Origin of the sequence: Tessaracoccus antarcticus (genome assembly GCF_003688855.1) — a bacterium.
Classification (GTDB): Bacteria; Actinomycetota; Actinomycetes; order Propionibacteriales; family Propionibacteriaceae; genus Arachnia; species Arachnia antarctica.
Map to the genome: position 1 here is coordinate 195,617 of NZ_REFW01000001.1, position 12,803 is coordinate 208,419.

General features: G+C 67.0%; 12 protein-coding genes. 5 read left to right on the forward strand and 7 right to left on the reverse strand.

The window, feature by feature from the left end:
• Positions 1-54: 54 nt before the first annotated feature.
• Entirely contained in the window at positions 55-363 is a 309-nt protein-coding gene (locus EAX62_RS00880; RefSeq protein WP_121899806.1) for a WXG100 family type VII secretion target, read from the forward strand.
• Positions 364-392: 29 nt separating this feature from the next.
• On the forward strand, positions 393-683 hold the full coding sequence (locus EAX62_RS00885; RefSeq protein ID WP_121899807.1) for a WXG100 family type VII secretion target: 291 nt from the start codon (positions 393-395) through the stop codon (positions 681-683).
• A 134-nt stretch (positions 684-817) separates the two neighbouring features.
• Here the strand turns inward: EAX62_RS00885 and EAX62_RS00890 are convergent, their stop codons facing one another.
• The gene (locus EAX62_RS00890; protein WP_121900921.1) at positions 818-1,672 is read right to left on the reverse strand and encodes an Fpg/Nei family DNA glycosylase; all 855 of its coding nucleotides are present in this window, start codon (positions 1,670-1,672) and stop codon (positions 818-820) included.
• Between the two features lies 1 nt (position 1,673).
• Positions 1,674-2,396: a leucyl/phenylalanyl-tRNA--protein transferase gene (gene aat, locus EAX62_RS00895; RefSeq protein ID WP_121899808.1), complete on the reverse strand. Its 723-nt coding sequence runs from the start codon at positions 2,394-2,396 to the stop codon at positions 1,674-1,676.
• 183 nt (positions 2,397-2,579) lie between these two features.
• On the opposite strand from aat, the gene EAX62_RS00900 reads away from it, so the two are divergent.
• A complete protein-coding gene (locus EAX62_RS00900) occupies positions 2,580-3,254 on the forward strand; it encodes an EcsC family protein (RefSeq protein WP_147453960.1) in 675 nt (224 codons plus the stop codon).
• On the opposite strand, the gene alr is transcribed toward EAX62_RS00900, so the two are convergent.
• Positions 3,232-4,377, reverse strand: coding sequence for an alanine racemase (gene alr / locus EAX62_RS00905; RefSeq protein WP_121899810.1), 1,146 nt, complete (start codon positions 4,375-4,377; stop codon positions 3,232-3,234). The genes EAX62_RS00900 and alr overlap by 23 nt on opposite strands.
• 100 nt (positions 4,378-4,477) lie before the next feature.
• Between alr and EAX62_RS00910 the strand changes: the two genes are divergently transcribed.
• A complete protein-coding gene (locus EAX62_RS00910) occupies positions 4,478-5,338 on the forward strand; it encodes a DUF4282 domain-containing protein (protein ID WP_121899811.1) in 861 nt (286 codons plus the stop codon).
• A 73-nt stretch (positions 5,339-5,411) separates the two neighbouring features.
• Here the strand turns inward: EAX62_RS00910 and EAX62_RS00915 are convergent, their stop codons facing one another.
• Genes EAX62_RS00915 through EAX62_RS00925 form a run of 3 tightly spaced genes read right to left on the reverse strand, consistent with a single transcriptional unit; the run spans position 5,412 to position 8,996 of the window.
• Positions 5,412-6,935: a dihydrolipoamide acetyltransferase family protein gene (locus tag EAX62_RS00915; RefSeq protein WP_121899812.1), complete on the reverse strand. Its 1,524-nt coding sequence runs from the start codon at positions 6,933-6,935 to the stop codon at positions 5,412-5,414.
• A gap of 10 nt (positions 6,936-6,945) precedes the next feature.
• The gene (locus tag EAX62_RS00920; RefSeq protein WP_121899813.1) at positions 6,946-7,923 is read right to left on the reverse strand and encodes an alpha-ketoacid dehydrogenase subunit beta; all 978 of its coding nucleotides are present in this window, start codon (positions 7,921-7,923) and stop codon (positions 6,946-6,948) included.
• The gene (locus EAX62_RS00925) at positions 7,920-8,996 is read right to left on the reverse strand and encodes a thiamine pyrophosphate-dependent dehydrogenase E1 component subunit alpha (RefSeq protein WP_121899814.1); all 1,077 of its coding nucleotides are present in this window, start codon (positions 8,994-8,996) and stop codon (positions 7,920-7,922) included. The genes EAX62_RS00920 and EAX62_RS00925 overlap by 4 nt, the downstream gene beginning before the upstream one ends.
• 250 nt (positions 8,997-9,246) lie before the next feature.
• On the opposite strand from EAX62_RS00925, the gene EAX62_RS00930 reads away from it, so the two are divergent.
• Positions 9,247-11,661, forward strand: coding sequence for a bifunctional metallophosphatase/5'-nucleotidase (locus EAX62_RS00930; RefSeq protein ID WP_158600435.1), 2,415 nt, complete (start codon positions 9,247-9,249; stop codon positions 11,659-11,661).
• 106 nt (positions 11,662-11,767) lie between these two features.
• Here EAX62_RS00930 and argF read toward each other — a convergent pair whose 3' ends face one another.
• Positions 11,768-12,763, reverse strand: a complete 996-nt coding sequence (gene argF / locus EAX62_RS00935; RefSeq protein ID WP_407703295.1) for an ornithine carbamoyltransferase — start codon at positions 12,761-12,763, stop codon at positions 11,768-11,770.
• Between the last annotated feature and the right edge of the window lie 40 nt (positions 12,764-12,803).

Genomic DNA, 12,803 nt, shown 5'->3' on the forward strand with positions numbered 1-12,803 from the left:
TCGTTGTTGCTGCCACAGAGCCTCCGCGCTCCAACTGTCGAAGGGAAATGTTCCATGGGCAACAAGTCCGTAGACCGCGCCGCAATGGCCAAGGCTGCACAGCAGATCGAGGCAAAGCACCAAGATATTCACAAGCTGCAGAGCCGGCTCCAGGGTCAGATGACCGACCTGTCCTCACGCTGGATGGGCAACGCATCGACCGCCTTCCAGAAGGGCTACTCGCAGTTCGACACCGAGTTCGAGAAGGTCAAGCAGGGGCTGGACAAGATCCACACCTCGCTCGTTGAGACCCAGCGCGAGTACGTGCAGCGTGAAGAAGAGAACGCCGCCACCGCCAACCAAATCGCCGGACTCATCGGCTGACGCCGAAGAACGATCACAGGAGACACTCAATGAGCGACGCAACCCAGTACTCCAAGTCCGGCATGCAGGAGGGCATCTCCAACCTGTCGGCGGCACATCGTGAACTCACCAGCCTCCTCGACGACCTGAAGGGCGAACTCAGCTCGTCACTCGGTCAGTGGGAGGACAACGCCCGCAGCGCATACGTGGAAGTCCAGCGCTCGTGGGATGCATCGGCAGCCAAGCAGCAGGAAATCGTTCAGCGCATGCCCGTGCTGCTCGGCAACATTTCTGACGGCTACGACGCCACTGAATCCCGCAACGCGGGCATCTGGGGCTGACGGGTAACCCCCCCTACCCTCTTCCCAGCGGGCCCGGCCTCACTCGAGGTCGGGCCCGGTTGTTTGTGCCCGGCGTGGCCCGTGTCTCCTCTCGAAGCAGCCCCTTGGCCGGCGGGCCCGGTTCCCGCGCGGAGCTATTTCAGCAGCTTGGACAGGCGACGATCGGCCAGCAGTTTGCCACCGGTCTGGCAGCCCGGGCAGTACTGCAGCGAGGAGTCCGCGAACGACACCTCGGCGATCACGGAACCACAGACGTCGCAGGTCTCACCTGCCCGACCATGCACTCGCAACCCGCCCCGCTTGGCGTCCTTGAGCCGGTTCAGCTCCACCCCCCGGACGGCTTGAAGGGCCGACGACAGCACGCCGTGGATGTGCTGGTACAGCTGCGCCGCATCGACGGTGTTGGCGGGTTTGAACGGGCTGAGCCGGGCCTCGTGGAGGATCTCGTCGGACCAGGCGTTGCCGATGCCGCTGATGACTTTCTGGTCGCGCAGCACACCCTTGACCTGGGATTTCCCCGCGGCGGCAAGGATGATGGCGAGCGTGTCCGCGGTGAAAGCGGGATCCAACGGGTCCGGTCCGAGCGCCGCGATACCCGGCACCGCCGATGGGTCCTCCACCACGTAGACGGCGAGGTGTCGCTGGGTACCGGCCTCGGTGAGGCTGAAGCCGGAATTGTCATCCAGCTCCACGCGCAGGGCGATGGGCGATTTGCCGGGCCGGGGTAGCGTGCGCGGGACCTCGTCATGCCAGGTCACCCAGCCCGCTCGGGCCAGGTGGAAGATCAGGTGTATGCCCTGGGCGTCGACGTCGATGAACTTGCCGTGCCGGGAAACGCCGGAGATCTCGAGTCCGGCCAGTGCCTCCAGACCGGGCGAGTAGGTCTTGAGCGCGCTGAAGGCGATCAGGTGCCCCGCCGCGATCACCCTGCCGGGGAGGCGATCCCCCAACTGTTCGACGATGGCCTGAACCTCTGGCAACTCCGGCATGTCACCCATCCTCCATCATCGCCAGCAGTGCCGTGCCCGACATGCGTGATGTCTCCGGCCTGCTCCAATCCGTGTTGTGTGGCCGGTCCAAGTTCTCCCCCAGCTGCTCCAGGTAGGAGTCCCTGGGCACGGTGGAGGCCCCCATCGACTCCAGGTGCGGGGTGAGCCACTGCACGTCGAGGAGTTCCACCCCCACGCGGCGGAGCTCGACGATGAGCCGCAGCAGCGCCGCCTTGGAGGCGTCCCTGCCGTGCTCGGGGTCGTGGAACATGGACTCGCCCGCGAACATCCCGTTCTGGTGGACGCCATAGAGTCCACCCACGAGACGGCCGTTGCCGTCCCACGTCTCAATGCTGTGGACGTGGCCCACGTGGTGCAGCACCGTGAACGCCGTCTGGATGCGTTGGTCGATCCACCCACCCGGGCGGCGAGGATCCGCGCATGCGTCGAGCACCTCCAGGAAGGCCGTGTCCACGGTGGTGGTGTACCGCTTCACGGACTGACGCAGCGAACGAGTGATCCGCACCTCGTCGAGGGGGAGCTGCGCTCGATCCATGGGCGACCACCATCCCATCTCCCCGTTGAACAGTCCTGTCTCGAGGGGCATGGGGAACACACCACACCGGTAGGCCATGAGGGCCAGGCCGGGGTCGAACTCCTCGGAGAACCCGATGAGGTCCTGCCGCGGCCAGTCCGCGGGCGGGCCGAAGAGGGTGTCGAGCATCCCCCCAGTCTGGCAGCCACCGCCGACACGTGCGGGCACCCCCGGACGGACTGTGCCGCCAGGGGCCCACACGTGGGCCGACGCAGTCGCTGCTGCTTGCGATGTGGGCCACCGTGGCGGGGTGCTTGACGTGGTGTGCAACGCTTGGTGCAGTGCACCGAGGGTGCGGAGAAGGAGGTGGACATGAGTGAGACGAACAACGTCGTGGCGCTGGCCGAGGGCCTGACCGCGGATGCCTTCCACCAGTTGCTGGAGTTGGCCATCGAGGGCAAGGGCAAAATGCCGGGTGCCCGCAGTGCTGCCAGGAACCTGCTGAATCAGCACCGGGACCCGGAGGTTGCCATCACATGGCTCGTGAACCAGCATGTGGCCTACGCCAGTGGGCAGGGCTTCGTCACGAACTGGGGAGGCTTCTTCGTCTCATTGGTCACCATCCCGGCGAACATGGCAGCGGCTGCGTTCCTGCAGGCCCGTGTGGTGGCCGGCATCGCCCACCTGCGCGGTTACGACCTCTCGGACGCCCGCGTGCGCACCGCCATCCTCATGGTCATGCTGGGCCCCGGCATCAATGCCGGGCTCGTCTCCAAGGGGGTGTTGCCGTCGTCGCCGGCAGCCGTGGCGACCGCCCCGATGTTCGACGCCAAACTGGACCGCCTCGTGAGCAAGGAACTGTTCGACAGGGCCATGAACCAGATGGGCGGCAAGCGCCTCGGTGTCTGGGCCGGGAAGCGGATCCCGTTCGTCGGTGGCGGCGTCGGCGCGGTCGTCGACGGTTGGTCCACGCATTCCATAGCCCGCCACGCCATCGACGAGTTCACGAGCCGGCGCCCCAAACTCAACGCGTGGACGAAGGACTGACGCCGCCCACGTGGCGCCTGTGCACTCTGTCCGTGATGAGGCAGGTGACCTCGTAGGTGATGCTCCCCATGAGTGCCGCGACGTCCTCCACGCTGATCTCGTGCTCCCCTGAGCGGCCTACGAGGACCGCCTCGTCACCCACCCGGACGGTGGGGACCTCTGGTCCGAGGTCGATCATGGTCTGGTCCATGCAGACCCGCCCCACCACCGGGCGGGGCGTACCGTCCACCAGCATGTGGCCTCGGTTCGACAGGAGCCGGCTGTATCCGTCGCCGTAGCCGACGTTGACGGTGGCCACCCAGGTGTCCCGTGGAGCAGTCCAGTCACGGCCGTATCCCACCGTCTCCCCGGCGAGCACCTGCTTGATGAACGCCACCCGGGAGGTCCACCGCAGCACTGGAGCCAACGCGTGGGCCCGTGGGGTGCTGGGATCCGGGTAGGAGCCGTAGACCATGATGCCGGGGCGCACCATGGAGGTACCGGTGAGGTCGTGGCCCAGAACCGCCGCGGAGTTCGCGGCGTGCACATGTTCGAGCGGCCCCACGGCGGCCTCCACATCCCGTGCCGCCGCGGCGATGGCGGCGAACTGGCCACGGGTGAACGCGTCACCGTCCCCAGTGTCGCTGACGGGGAGGTGGGTGTAGATGCCGCCAAGTTCCAGCGAGGTGCTGTCAGCGATGAGGCGCGCGAGCCGTGAAGCGTCGGCGGGGTGCGCGCCGATGCGTCGCATGCCGGTGTCGATCTTGAGGTGGACGGCAGCGACGATCCCCACGGCCGACGCCGCCCGCTGCAGATGATCGATGGCCTCCTCGTCGCCGACCGTGAACACGATGTCGGCGCCCAGTGCCTCGGGAAGTTCGTCGGGCAGCGTGATGGTGAACTTCAGGATGGGCAACGTAATCCCGGCGGCCCTCAGTGCCACCGCCTCGGAGACCGTCGCCACGCCCAGCCACTGCGCGCTACCGGAGTGTTCGATGCTGCGCGCCACCGGCACCAGTCCGTGCCCGTACGCGTTGGCCTTGACGGCCGCCAGCACCGTCCGTCCACCCGCGAGCCTCGCAGCAAGACGCAGGTTCGCGTTGATGGCGTCCAGGTCAACGGTCAGCTCGCAGGTTCCCCCCATGTCAACATCCTTGCGCGCCGCCTGGCCCCCGTCCAAACGGCTGGGACGTGACACTGGGACGTCACACTGCATGGCCGGGCCGGGTGGCACAATGACGCCCATGTCTAACAATCAGTGGAACAGCGGCCAGAGCGACGGTCAGTGGCCGCAGCAGCAGGGCTCGGGCGACTGGAACGCCGCCCCCCAGCCCGGCGCACCCGAATGGAACCAGGACAACCAGGCCGCCGGGGCGCAGGACTGGAATGCGCCGGGGACAAAGGGGTGGGGTGGCGCCGGTGCGGGCCAGCCCGGCCAGGGCGAGTGGCCCGCCCCTCAGCAGGGACAGGACTGGAACGCCGGGGCACAGTCGCAGCCCTCCGCCGCCGACTGGCAGGCAGCCCCACAGCCACAGGGGGGCGCGCAGCCGCAGCCCTCCGCCACGGACTGGAACGCCGGCGCGCAGCCGCAGCCCTCCGCCACCGACTGGAACGCCGGCGCGCAGCCACAGCCCTCCGCCACCGACTGGAACCAACAGCAGGGGTGGGGTGCTGGCGCACCCGGCCACCAGGGATGGGACCAGAACCAGCAGGGATGGGACCAGGCGCAGCAGGCCGGCCACGGCGCCCCCGCCTATGGGCAGCAGCAGCAATGGCAACAGCCCGTGCAGCCGAAGACGCCCAGCGCGTTCGCCAACATCTTTGACTTCAGCTTCAAGAAGTTCGCGCTGCCCGAGGCCGGCGGCACGATCTTCCTCATCGCCGTGATTGCCATCGCGGTGAAGTGGGTGTTCGATCTGGCGTACCTGCTGACCTATGCGGCTGATGCCGTCAACGTCCTGCAGGTCCTCATCGGCGGGCTCGCCACCAGCCTCCTCTACGTCCTGCTGGTACGGGTCTTCCTCGAGGGCATGACCGCCCTCGTCACACGGTCCAAGCAGGATGCGGAGCCGAAGGAAGACCACGACCCCGACGTGGTGGCCTGACCCCACACAACGTGACGAAGGGGGCCGCAGCCGTTGGCTGCGGCCCCCTTCGTCCGTCTCAGGTGCGGGGCTCTCAGAAGAGCAACGCCAGGGCGGGCTCCGCCAGGATCTCGGCAACGTCGCGAAGGAACCGGGACCCCTGTTCGCCGTCGATGAGGCGGTGGTCGAAAGCAATGGTCAGCGTCGTGACCCAGCGCGGCACCACTGCCTCGTCGGGGCCCTCCCCCACCACCCAGGGACGGCGCTGGATGGCACCCATGCAGAAGATGGCCGACTCGTTCCCGTTGATGATGGGTGTGCCGGCATCAACGCCGAAGACGCCGACGTTGGTGATGGTGAACGTGCCGCCCGAGTAGTCGCCGGGCTGGAGCTTGCCCTCCTTGGCCACCACGACGAGCTGGTTGATGGCCCGGCACAGCTCCAGGAGGCTCAGCTGCTGGGCACCCTTGATGTTGGGCACCATCAGGCCGCGGGGCGTGGCCGCGGCGATGCCGAGGTTCACGTTCCCGTGGTAGACGATCTCGCCCGCTTCCTCATCCCAGGATGTGTTGAGGTCGGGGTTGCGGCTCAACGCAAGGCAGATGGCTTTGGCGTAGATGAGCAACGGGGAGATGCGCAGACCCGTGAACTCGCGTCGCGACTTCAGCGTGTCCACGAACTCCATGGTGCCGGTGACGTCCACGGTCACCCACTCCGTGACATGCACGTGGGTGTTCACGGAGCGCACCATGTTCTCGGCGGTGGCCTTGCGGACACCCCGGATGGGGACGCGACGCTCGCCCTTCGGGCTGCCGGCCTGCGGGCCGGCGGAGAACGGCTGTCCGAAGGCCGTGTCGCCTCCCGTGAAGGTGGGCTGGGACGGCTCGAACGGCTGCGACTGGTACGCCGGGGCACCCTGCTGGAAGCTCGCGTGTTCATTGATGATCCGCCCGTGCGCCGGTGCCTCCGCCATGCGCTGGAAGGCCAGTGCGGCCTCGACGTCGCGCCGGGTGATGGTGCCATCAGGTCCAGTACCGACCACGCCGGCCAGGTCAACGTCCAGATCGCGGGCGTACTTGCGCACCGGAGGCTTCGCTCGGACCGCGTCGCGGTCCGAGGCGAGCACCAGTTCCGACCTCGAGGGTCCCACCCCGGGGCCGGGCAGGGGATCTCCCACCGCAGTCGCGGTGATGTGGCCGGCAGGCTTCACCTCGTCGGGGCGGCGGCTGGGCTCGTGCGGCTCGTAGGAGTCGCTGAGCGCACGGGTCACCTCAGGGTCGTGGTCGGTGCGGCGGGAACGACGACGGCGGCTCGGGGCGGCATCGGAGGCGCCGTAGCCCACCAGGTTCGGCTGCGGCTCGGCACCATCGGGCGCCTGCTGCCCGTCCTCAATCTCCACGATGGGGGTCCCCACCTCAACGGTGGACCCCTCCTCCACGAGCAGGCCCGTGACCTCACCCGCGAACGGCGACGGCAGCTCCACGAGCGACTTGGAGGTCTCGATCTCGACGAGGACGTCGTTGATCTCGATGATTTCCCCGACCGTGACGCGCCACGCCACGATCTCGGCCTCGACGAGGCCCTCTCCCGGGTCAGGCAGTCGGAATTGGCGCTTCATGCACTCGCTCCTAGTAGGCCAGGGACGCGTCCACGGCGTCCATGATTCGATCGACGCTGGGCAGGAACTCATCCTCGATCTTCGACGGTGGGTAGGGCGTGTCGTACCCCGTCACCCGCAGCACGGGCGACTCCATGACGTAGAACAGGTCCTTGTGCAGCCGGGCAGCGATCTCGGCGCCGACACCCAGCGTGCGCTGCGCCTCGTGCACCACGATGGCGCGACGGGTGCGGCGCACTGATGCGGTGATCGTGACCCAGTCGATGGGGCTCAGGGTACGCAGATCGATGACCTCCAGCGACACCCCCTCCTCTGCGGCCAACTCTGCGGCGTCCAGGCAGGTCCTCACCATCGGACCGTAGGCCAGGACGGTCAGGTCCGTGCCGTGGCGCAGCACACCGGCCTGGTGCATGGGCTGGGGCCGCGCGGAGAAGTTGACCTGCCCCTTCGCGTGATAGCGACGCTTCGGCTCGAGGAACACCACCGGGTCGTCGGAGGAGATGGCCTGCTGGATCATCCAGTAGGCATCGTTCGGTGAACTGCAGGTGACGACCTTCAGGCCGGGCGTGTGGACGAAGTAGCCCTCCGGCGACTCCGAATGGTGCTCGATGGCACCCACACCGCCGCCGTAGGGGATCCGGATGACCATGGGCATCTTCACGCGACCCGAGGTGCGGGCGTGGAGCTTCGCCACCTGCGTGACGATCTGGTCGAATCCCGGGAACACGAACCCGTCGAACTGGATCTCGACCACGGGTCGGTAGCCGCGCATGGCCAGGCCGACGGCGGTGCCGACGATCCCGGACTCCGCCAGCGGGGAGTCGATGACCCGGTTCTCGCCGAACTCGGCCTGCAGGTTCTCGGTGATGCGGAACACGCCGCCCAGCTTGCCGATGTCCTCACCTGCCAGCAGGACCTTGGGGTCGGCCTGCAGGGCTCGGCGGAGGCCACGGTTCAGCGCCTTGGCCAGCGTCAGGGTCTCGCTCATGCGTTCTCCTCGAAGGTGGCGAGGTAGTCGGCGTACTCGCGACGCTGCTCCTCGAGAGCCACGGACTCCTCGGCGTACACGGTACGGAACTGCTCGTCCATCGTCTTGTCCGTCAGGGTGGCGATGGAGGCGCGGATGCTCGCGCCGTAGTCCTTCGCCTCCGCGTCGAGGGCGCTCAGGAAGGCGTCGTCGACGGCGCCCTCGTTGCGCAGGTAGGTGGTCAGACGGGCGATGGGGTCGCGGCCACGCCACTCCTCGGTCTCCGCGTCGCGACGGTACTTCGAGGGGTCGTCAGAGGTCGTGTGCGCGCCCATCCGGTAGGTGAACGCCTCGATGAACGCCGGCCCCTCCCCATTGCGGGCGCGGTTGAAAGCCCACTCGCTGGTGGCGTGGACGGCCAGGACGTCGTTGCCGTCCACCTGGATGCCGGGGAAGCCGAAGCCCTGGGCCCGCTGGAACAGCGGGATGCGTGACTGCAGCGCAATGGGCTCGGAGATGGCGTACTGGTTGTTCTGGCAGAAGAACACCACGGGGGCGTTGTAGCTGGCCGCAAAGACGTAGGACTCGTTGACGTCGCCCTGCGAGGAGGCACCGTCGCCGTGGTAGGCCACCACCATGGCGTTGTCGGCGGGGTCAGGGTTGCCCACCATGCCGTCGTACTGCAGACCCATGGCGTAACCGGTGGCGTGCAGCGTCTGGGAGCCGATGATGATCTGGTAGTTCCGGAACCTTTCCAGCATCTCCCACTCCCCGGCGTCGCAGCCGCGGAACAGGCCGAGTATCTGGCTCATGGGGACACCGAGGCACATGGCGACGGCGTGCTCACGGTAGGTGGGGAACACGACGTCGTGACCGAGCAGAGCCCTGGCGGATCCCACCTGGGAAGCCTCCTGGCCCAGCACCGGCGGCCACAGCCCCAGCTCTCCGTGCCGCTGGAGCGCGGTGGCCTCCGTGTCGAATCGTCGTGCCATCACCATGTCCCGCAGGAAGCCTGTGAGGTCTTCGGTGGTGCCGGTGAACTCGAAGTCGTCGTGTTCGACGCGCACGCCCTCCGGTGTCAGAAGTTGGACCATTTTGTCGCTCTGCCCTTGCACCAACGCCCCTCTCAAATCTGAACTTACGCCAGCGTAGCTTACGGTTGCGTAACCAATCGTTCAACCCGGGCGAGGGGCGCAATGGCGTGGTGACCACGCCTCACGCCCCGGGCCGGGGTCAGTGAACAGTTTCCCAGCCCCTTGACGTTACCGGGGCGGATTGGGACAGTGGGGGTCATCTCGTATCCAAAGCGTGCCAATGGGGGCATGCACGAACACGGAGAACTGCATGACTACACCACAATCGCGTTGGGCCTCAGGCCTCGCCGCGTCCGCACTGATGCTGGGGGGTGTGACCTTCGCCGCCGGGGGCAGCGTCGCACACGCCGCCCCGGGAGACAGCTGCCAGGATCCCGCCACGGTCTCGGTCTTCGAGTTCAATGACTTCCATGGCCGCATAGCTGGGGCAGCGGGCCTGTTCACTCCCGTGGAGGCGGCGCGAGCCGCACTCGGGCCGGACAATGTCCTGCTGGTCAGCACCGGCGACAACATCGGGGGCTCCACTTTCGAATCCTTCATCGACGACGACAACCCCACCATCGACATCATGAAGGCGGCCGGCGTCGAGGCGATCGCAGCCGGCAACCACGAGTTCGACAAGGGCTTCACGGACCTTTCCGAGCGTGTCATCCCCCGCATGGGTGTGCCGCACCTCAGCGCCAACGTCTACACCAAGGGCACCACCACTGTGGCCGCTCCGCTGGAGGAGTACAAGGTGTTCGAGAAGGGTGGCGTCCGGATCGCGTACGTGGGTGCCGTCACCGGCGATCTCCCCTCGCTCGTCTCCCCGGCAGGCATCAGCGCCATCGAGGCGGGCGACCCCGTCGATGCCGTGAACCGTGTGGCGGACAAGATCGTCGCCGAGAACGCCGCGGACATCATCATTGCGGGCTTCCACGAGGGCGCACCCGACCCGACGAGGACACCGGCCGAGAACGCCGCACTGTCGCCCGCGTTCAAGGAAATCTACGAGGGCCTGAGCCCGGCCTTCGACGTGGTCTTCAACGGCCACACCCACCAGATCTACGACTGGGAAACGACGCTCGCCAAGCCCCTCATGCAGGCCGGGCAGTACGCCGAGCACCTGTCCAAGGTGGACCTCAAGATCAACACCCAGACCAAGGAGCTGTGCTCGTCGGTGACCTCCATCGTCGATGCCGCAGCCGGAGCCGACATCGGGACCCAACCGCGCATCGAGGAGATCAAAACGATCGCCGCCGCGGCCAAGGCCAACGCCGACGTCCTGGGTGCCGTGCCGGTGGGCTTCGCCAACCAGGCCATCAGCACCCCCGGCGACGGCGGCTCGGGCACCCGCAACGTCGAGTCGCCCATGAGCAATGCGGTGGCGCAGATGTTCAAGGAGCAGCTGCAGACCGCCGACAACGCGGACTCCTTCATCGGTGTCCAGAACCCCGGAGGCACTCGCGCCAGCTTCGACCGTGGGACGGTCACCTACAAGGAGGCCGCTGGCGTCCTTCCCTTCGCCAACAGCCTCATGACCACGCAGCTCACGGGCAAGCAGGTCAAGATGATGCTGGAGCAGCAGTGGCAGCTCAACAAGGACGGCGAGGTCCCCTCGCGGCCCTACCTTGCGCTCGGTCTCTCGGACAACGTGTCCTACACGTTCGACGAGTCCCGCGCCCGCCTGGACCGCATCACCTCCATCAGCATCGACGGCGCGCCCATCGAGATGGACAAGCTCTACACACTGGGTTCCGGCAGCTTCCTGATCGCTGGAGGCGACAACTTCTTCGCCTTCAACGACGGCGTCAACATGCGTGACTCGGGTCGCGTCGACCTCGAGGCCTGGGTCGACTGGGTCGGCGCCGGCGACGCACTGTCGCCCGACTACTCCAAGCGTGGCGTGTCCGCACCCACGATTCCCGGCTCCCTCACCGAGGGTGCGGCACCGGTGGAGTACGTGTTCGGCAAACCTCTCGCCAATGGCGTCCAGGTGGACACGCTGGACATGCTGCTGAACGCCACCGGCGCCAACGTGTCGCCCCAGGTGATGAACGCCAACATCACCGCCTACATCGGTGACGAGATGGTGGGTATGGGCGAGGTGACCGCTGGCGTGGGCACCGTGCAGGTGGCTCTGGCCAAGGGAACCGCCGTCGAGGCCGGCAACAACGTCGTCGACTTCGTCGTCGAGGAGTCCGGCACCGTCATCAGCGTCCCGGTCACGGTGAAGCTCCTCCCGCCGGTCACGACACCCCCGGCACGGCCCGTCGACGTGTACACGACGCCCGGCTACCACAAGGTGAACGGGCGCGAGTGGATCACTTCCTGCGAGAAGTACTCGATCACGGAGCGTTGCAGGACCTACATCTACGGCACGGACGTCCAGAGCATCAACGGGCAGATCGTGAAGCGCAACGGCTGGTTGTTCAACAACCTGACGTACAAGCCGTCGCCGCGCAGCGCGTGGAAGAACAACCCGCTGGGCTACGCCGGCTCGTGGACCTCCACGGAGGGTCGCAAGTGGATGACCGAATGCGACAACGCACGCACCGGGAGGAACGCCTGCCGCAGCTACATCGAGACCAAGGTGGTCGAGTCCATCAAGCAGGCCGATGGAACCTTCCGCTACGCGATGGCCACCAAGTTCGTCTTCAACAACATCGTCCAGTTCAAGAAGTGACGATCTGACGATCTGACGCGCAACGAGGAGGCCGGGCCCACAGGGCCCGGCCTCCTCATCTTTCCTGCGGCCACCCAGGACGGCGTCCTTGGTGGCGAGGCTGTGCTCAGGTGAGGGTGGCCACCAGGATCGCCTTGATGGTGTGCATCCTGTTCTCGGCCTGGTCGAAGACGATACTGGCGTCGGACTCGAACACCTCGTCGGTCACCTCCAGCCCCTCCAGGCCCGTCAGCCTGAACAGCTCCTCACCCACGGTGGTGGCGCGGTCATGGAACGCGGGCAGGCAGTGCATGAACTTCACGTGCGGGTTGCCCGTGGCGGCGAGCATGGCGGCGTTCACCTGGTACGGGCGCAGCAGCTCGATCCGTTCCGCCCACAACTCCTTGGGCTCCCCCAGTGACACCCACACGTCGGTGGAGACGAAGTCGACGCCACGCACACCCTCGGCGATGTCATCGGTGATGGTGATGCGGGCACCCGTGTCGGCGGCGATGGACTGCGCCAGCTCAACGATCCCGGATGCGCTCTGCTGCACCGTCGGGGCAATCATGCGGATGTCGGCGCCCACCATGGCTGCCGAGATCAGCGTCGAGTTGCCCACGTTGTTGCGCACGTCGCCGACGAAGGCGTAGCTCGTCTCGCGGAGGGGCTTGCCGGAGTGCTCCAGCATGGTCAGCTGGTCCGCGAGCATCTGGGTGGGGTGCCAGTCGTCGGTCAATCCGTTGTAGACGGGCACACCCGCGTACTCGGCGAGCGTCTCGACCGTCGCCTGGGCTGCGCCACGGAACTCGATGCCGTCGTACCAGCGCCCCAGCACCCGGGCTGTGTCGGCCGCGGACTCCTTGTGCCCGATCTGCGACCCTGCGGGGTCAAGGTAGGTGGTGCGGCCCCCCTGGTCGGCCATGGCCACCTCGAAGGCACACCGGGTGCGCGTGGAGGTCTTCTCGAACAGCAGCGCCACGTTCTTGCCTGCGAGCTGCTGTCGTTCCGTGCCGGCTCGGCGCTGGGCCTTGAGATCCGCTGCGAGCTCGAGGAGATGCATCCATTCGTCTGCGCGGAAGTCCAGTTCCTTGGCGAAGCCGCGGCCCGTGAGGTTCACCACGTCGTCATCCCTTTCGTCGGTGAGATCGCCCACGATATCG

Coding starts and splice junctions, on each gene's coding strand:
- aat (WP_121899808.1), bottom strand. CDS start 2,396: ATGCTCGACACCCTCTTCGGCCCGCCCGCGGACTGGCCGCGGCAGGAC.
- alr (WP_121899810.1), bottom strand. CDS start 4,377: ATGGGGGGAACCTGCGAGCTGACCGTTGACCTGGACGCCATCAACGCG.
- EAX62_RS00885 (WP_121899807.1), top strand. CDS start 393: ATGAGCGACGCAACCCAGTACTCCAAGTCCGGCATGCAGGAGGGCATC.
- EAX62_RS00900 (WP_147453960.1), top strand. CDS start 2,580: ATGAGTGAGACGAACAACGTCGTGGCGCTGGCCGAGGGCCTGACCGCG.
- EAX62_RS00925 (WP_121899814.1), bottom strand. CDS start 8,996: ATGGTCCAACTTCTGACACCGGAGGGCGTGCGCGTCGAACACGACGAC.
- EAX62_RS00920 (WP_121899813.1), bottom strand. CDS start 7,923: ATGAGCGAGACCCTGACGCTGGCCAAGGCGCTGAACCGTGGCCTCCGC.
- EAX62_RS00915 (WP_121899812.1), bottom strand. CDS start 6,935: ATGAAGCGCCAATTCCGACTGCCTGACCCGGGAGAGGGCCTCGTCGAG.
- EAX62_RS00880 (WP_121899806.1), top strand. CDS start 55: ATGGGCAACAAGTCCGTAGACCGCGCCGCAATGGCCAAGGCTGCACAG.
- EAX62_RS00930 (WP_158600435.1), top strand. CDS start 9,247: ATGACTACACCACAATCGCGTTGGGCCTCAGGCCTCGCCGCGTCCGCA.
- EAX62_RS00910 (WP_121899811.1), top strand. CDS start 4,478: ATGTCTAACAATCAGTGGAACAGCGGCCAGAGCGACGGTCAGTGGCCG.
- EAX62_RS00890 (WP_121900921.1), bottom strand. CDS start 1,672: ATGCCGGAGTTGCCAGAGGTTCAGGCCATCGTCGAACAGTTGGGGGAT.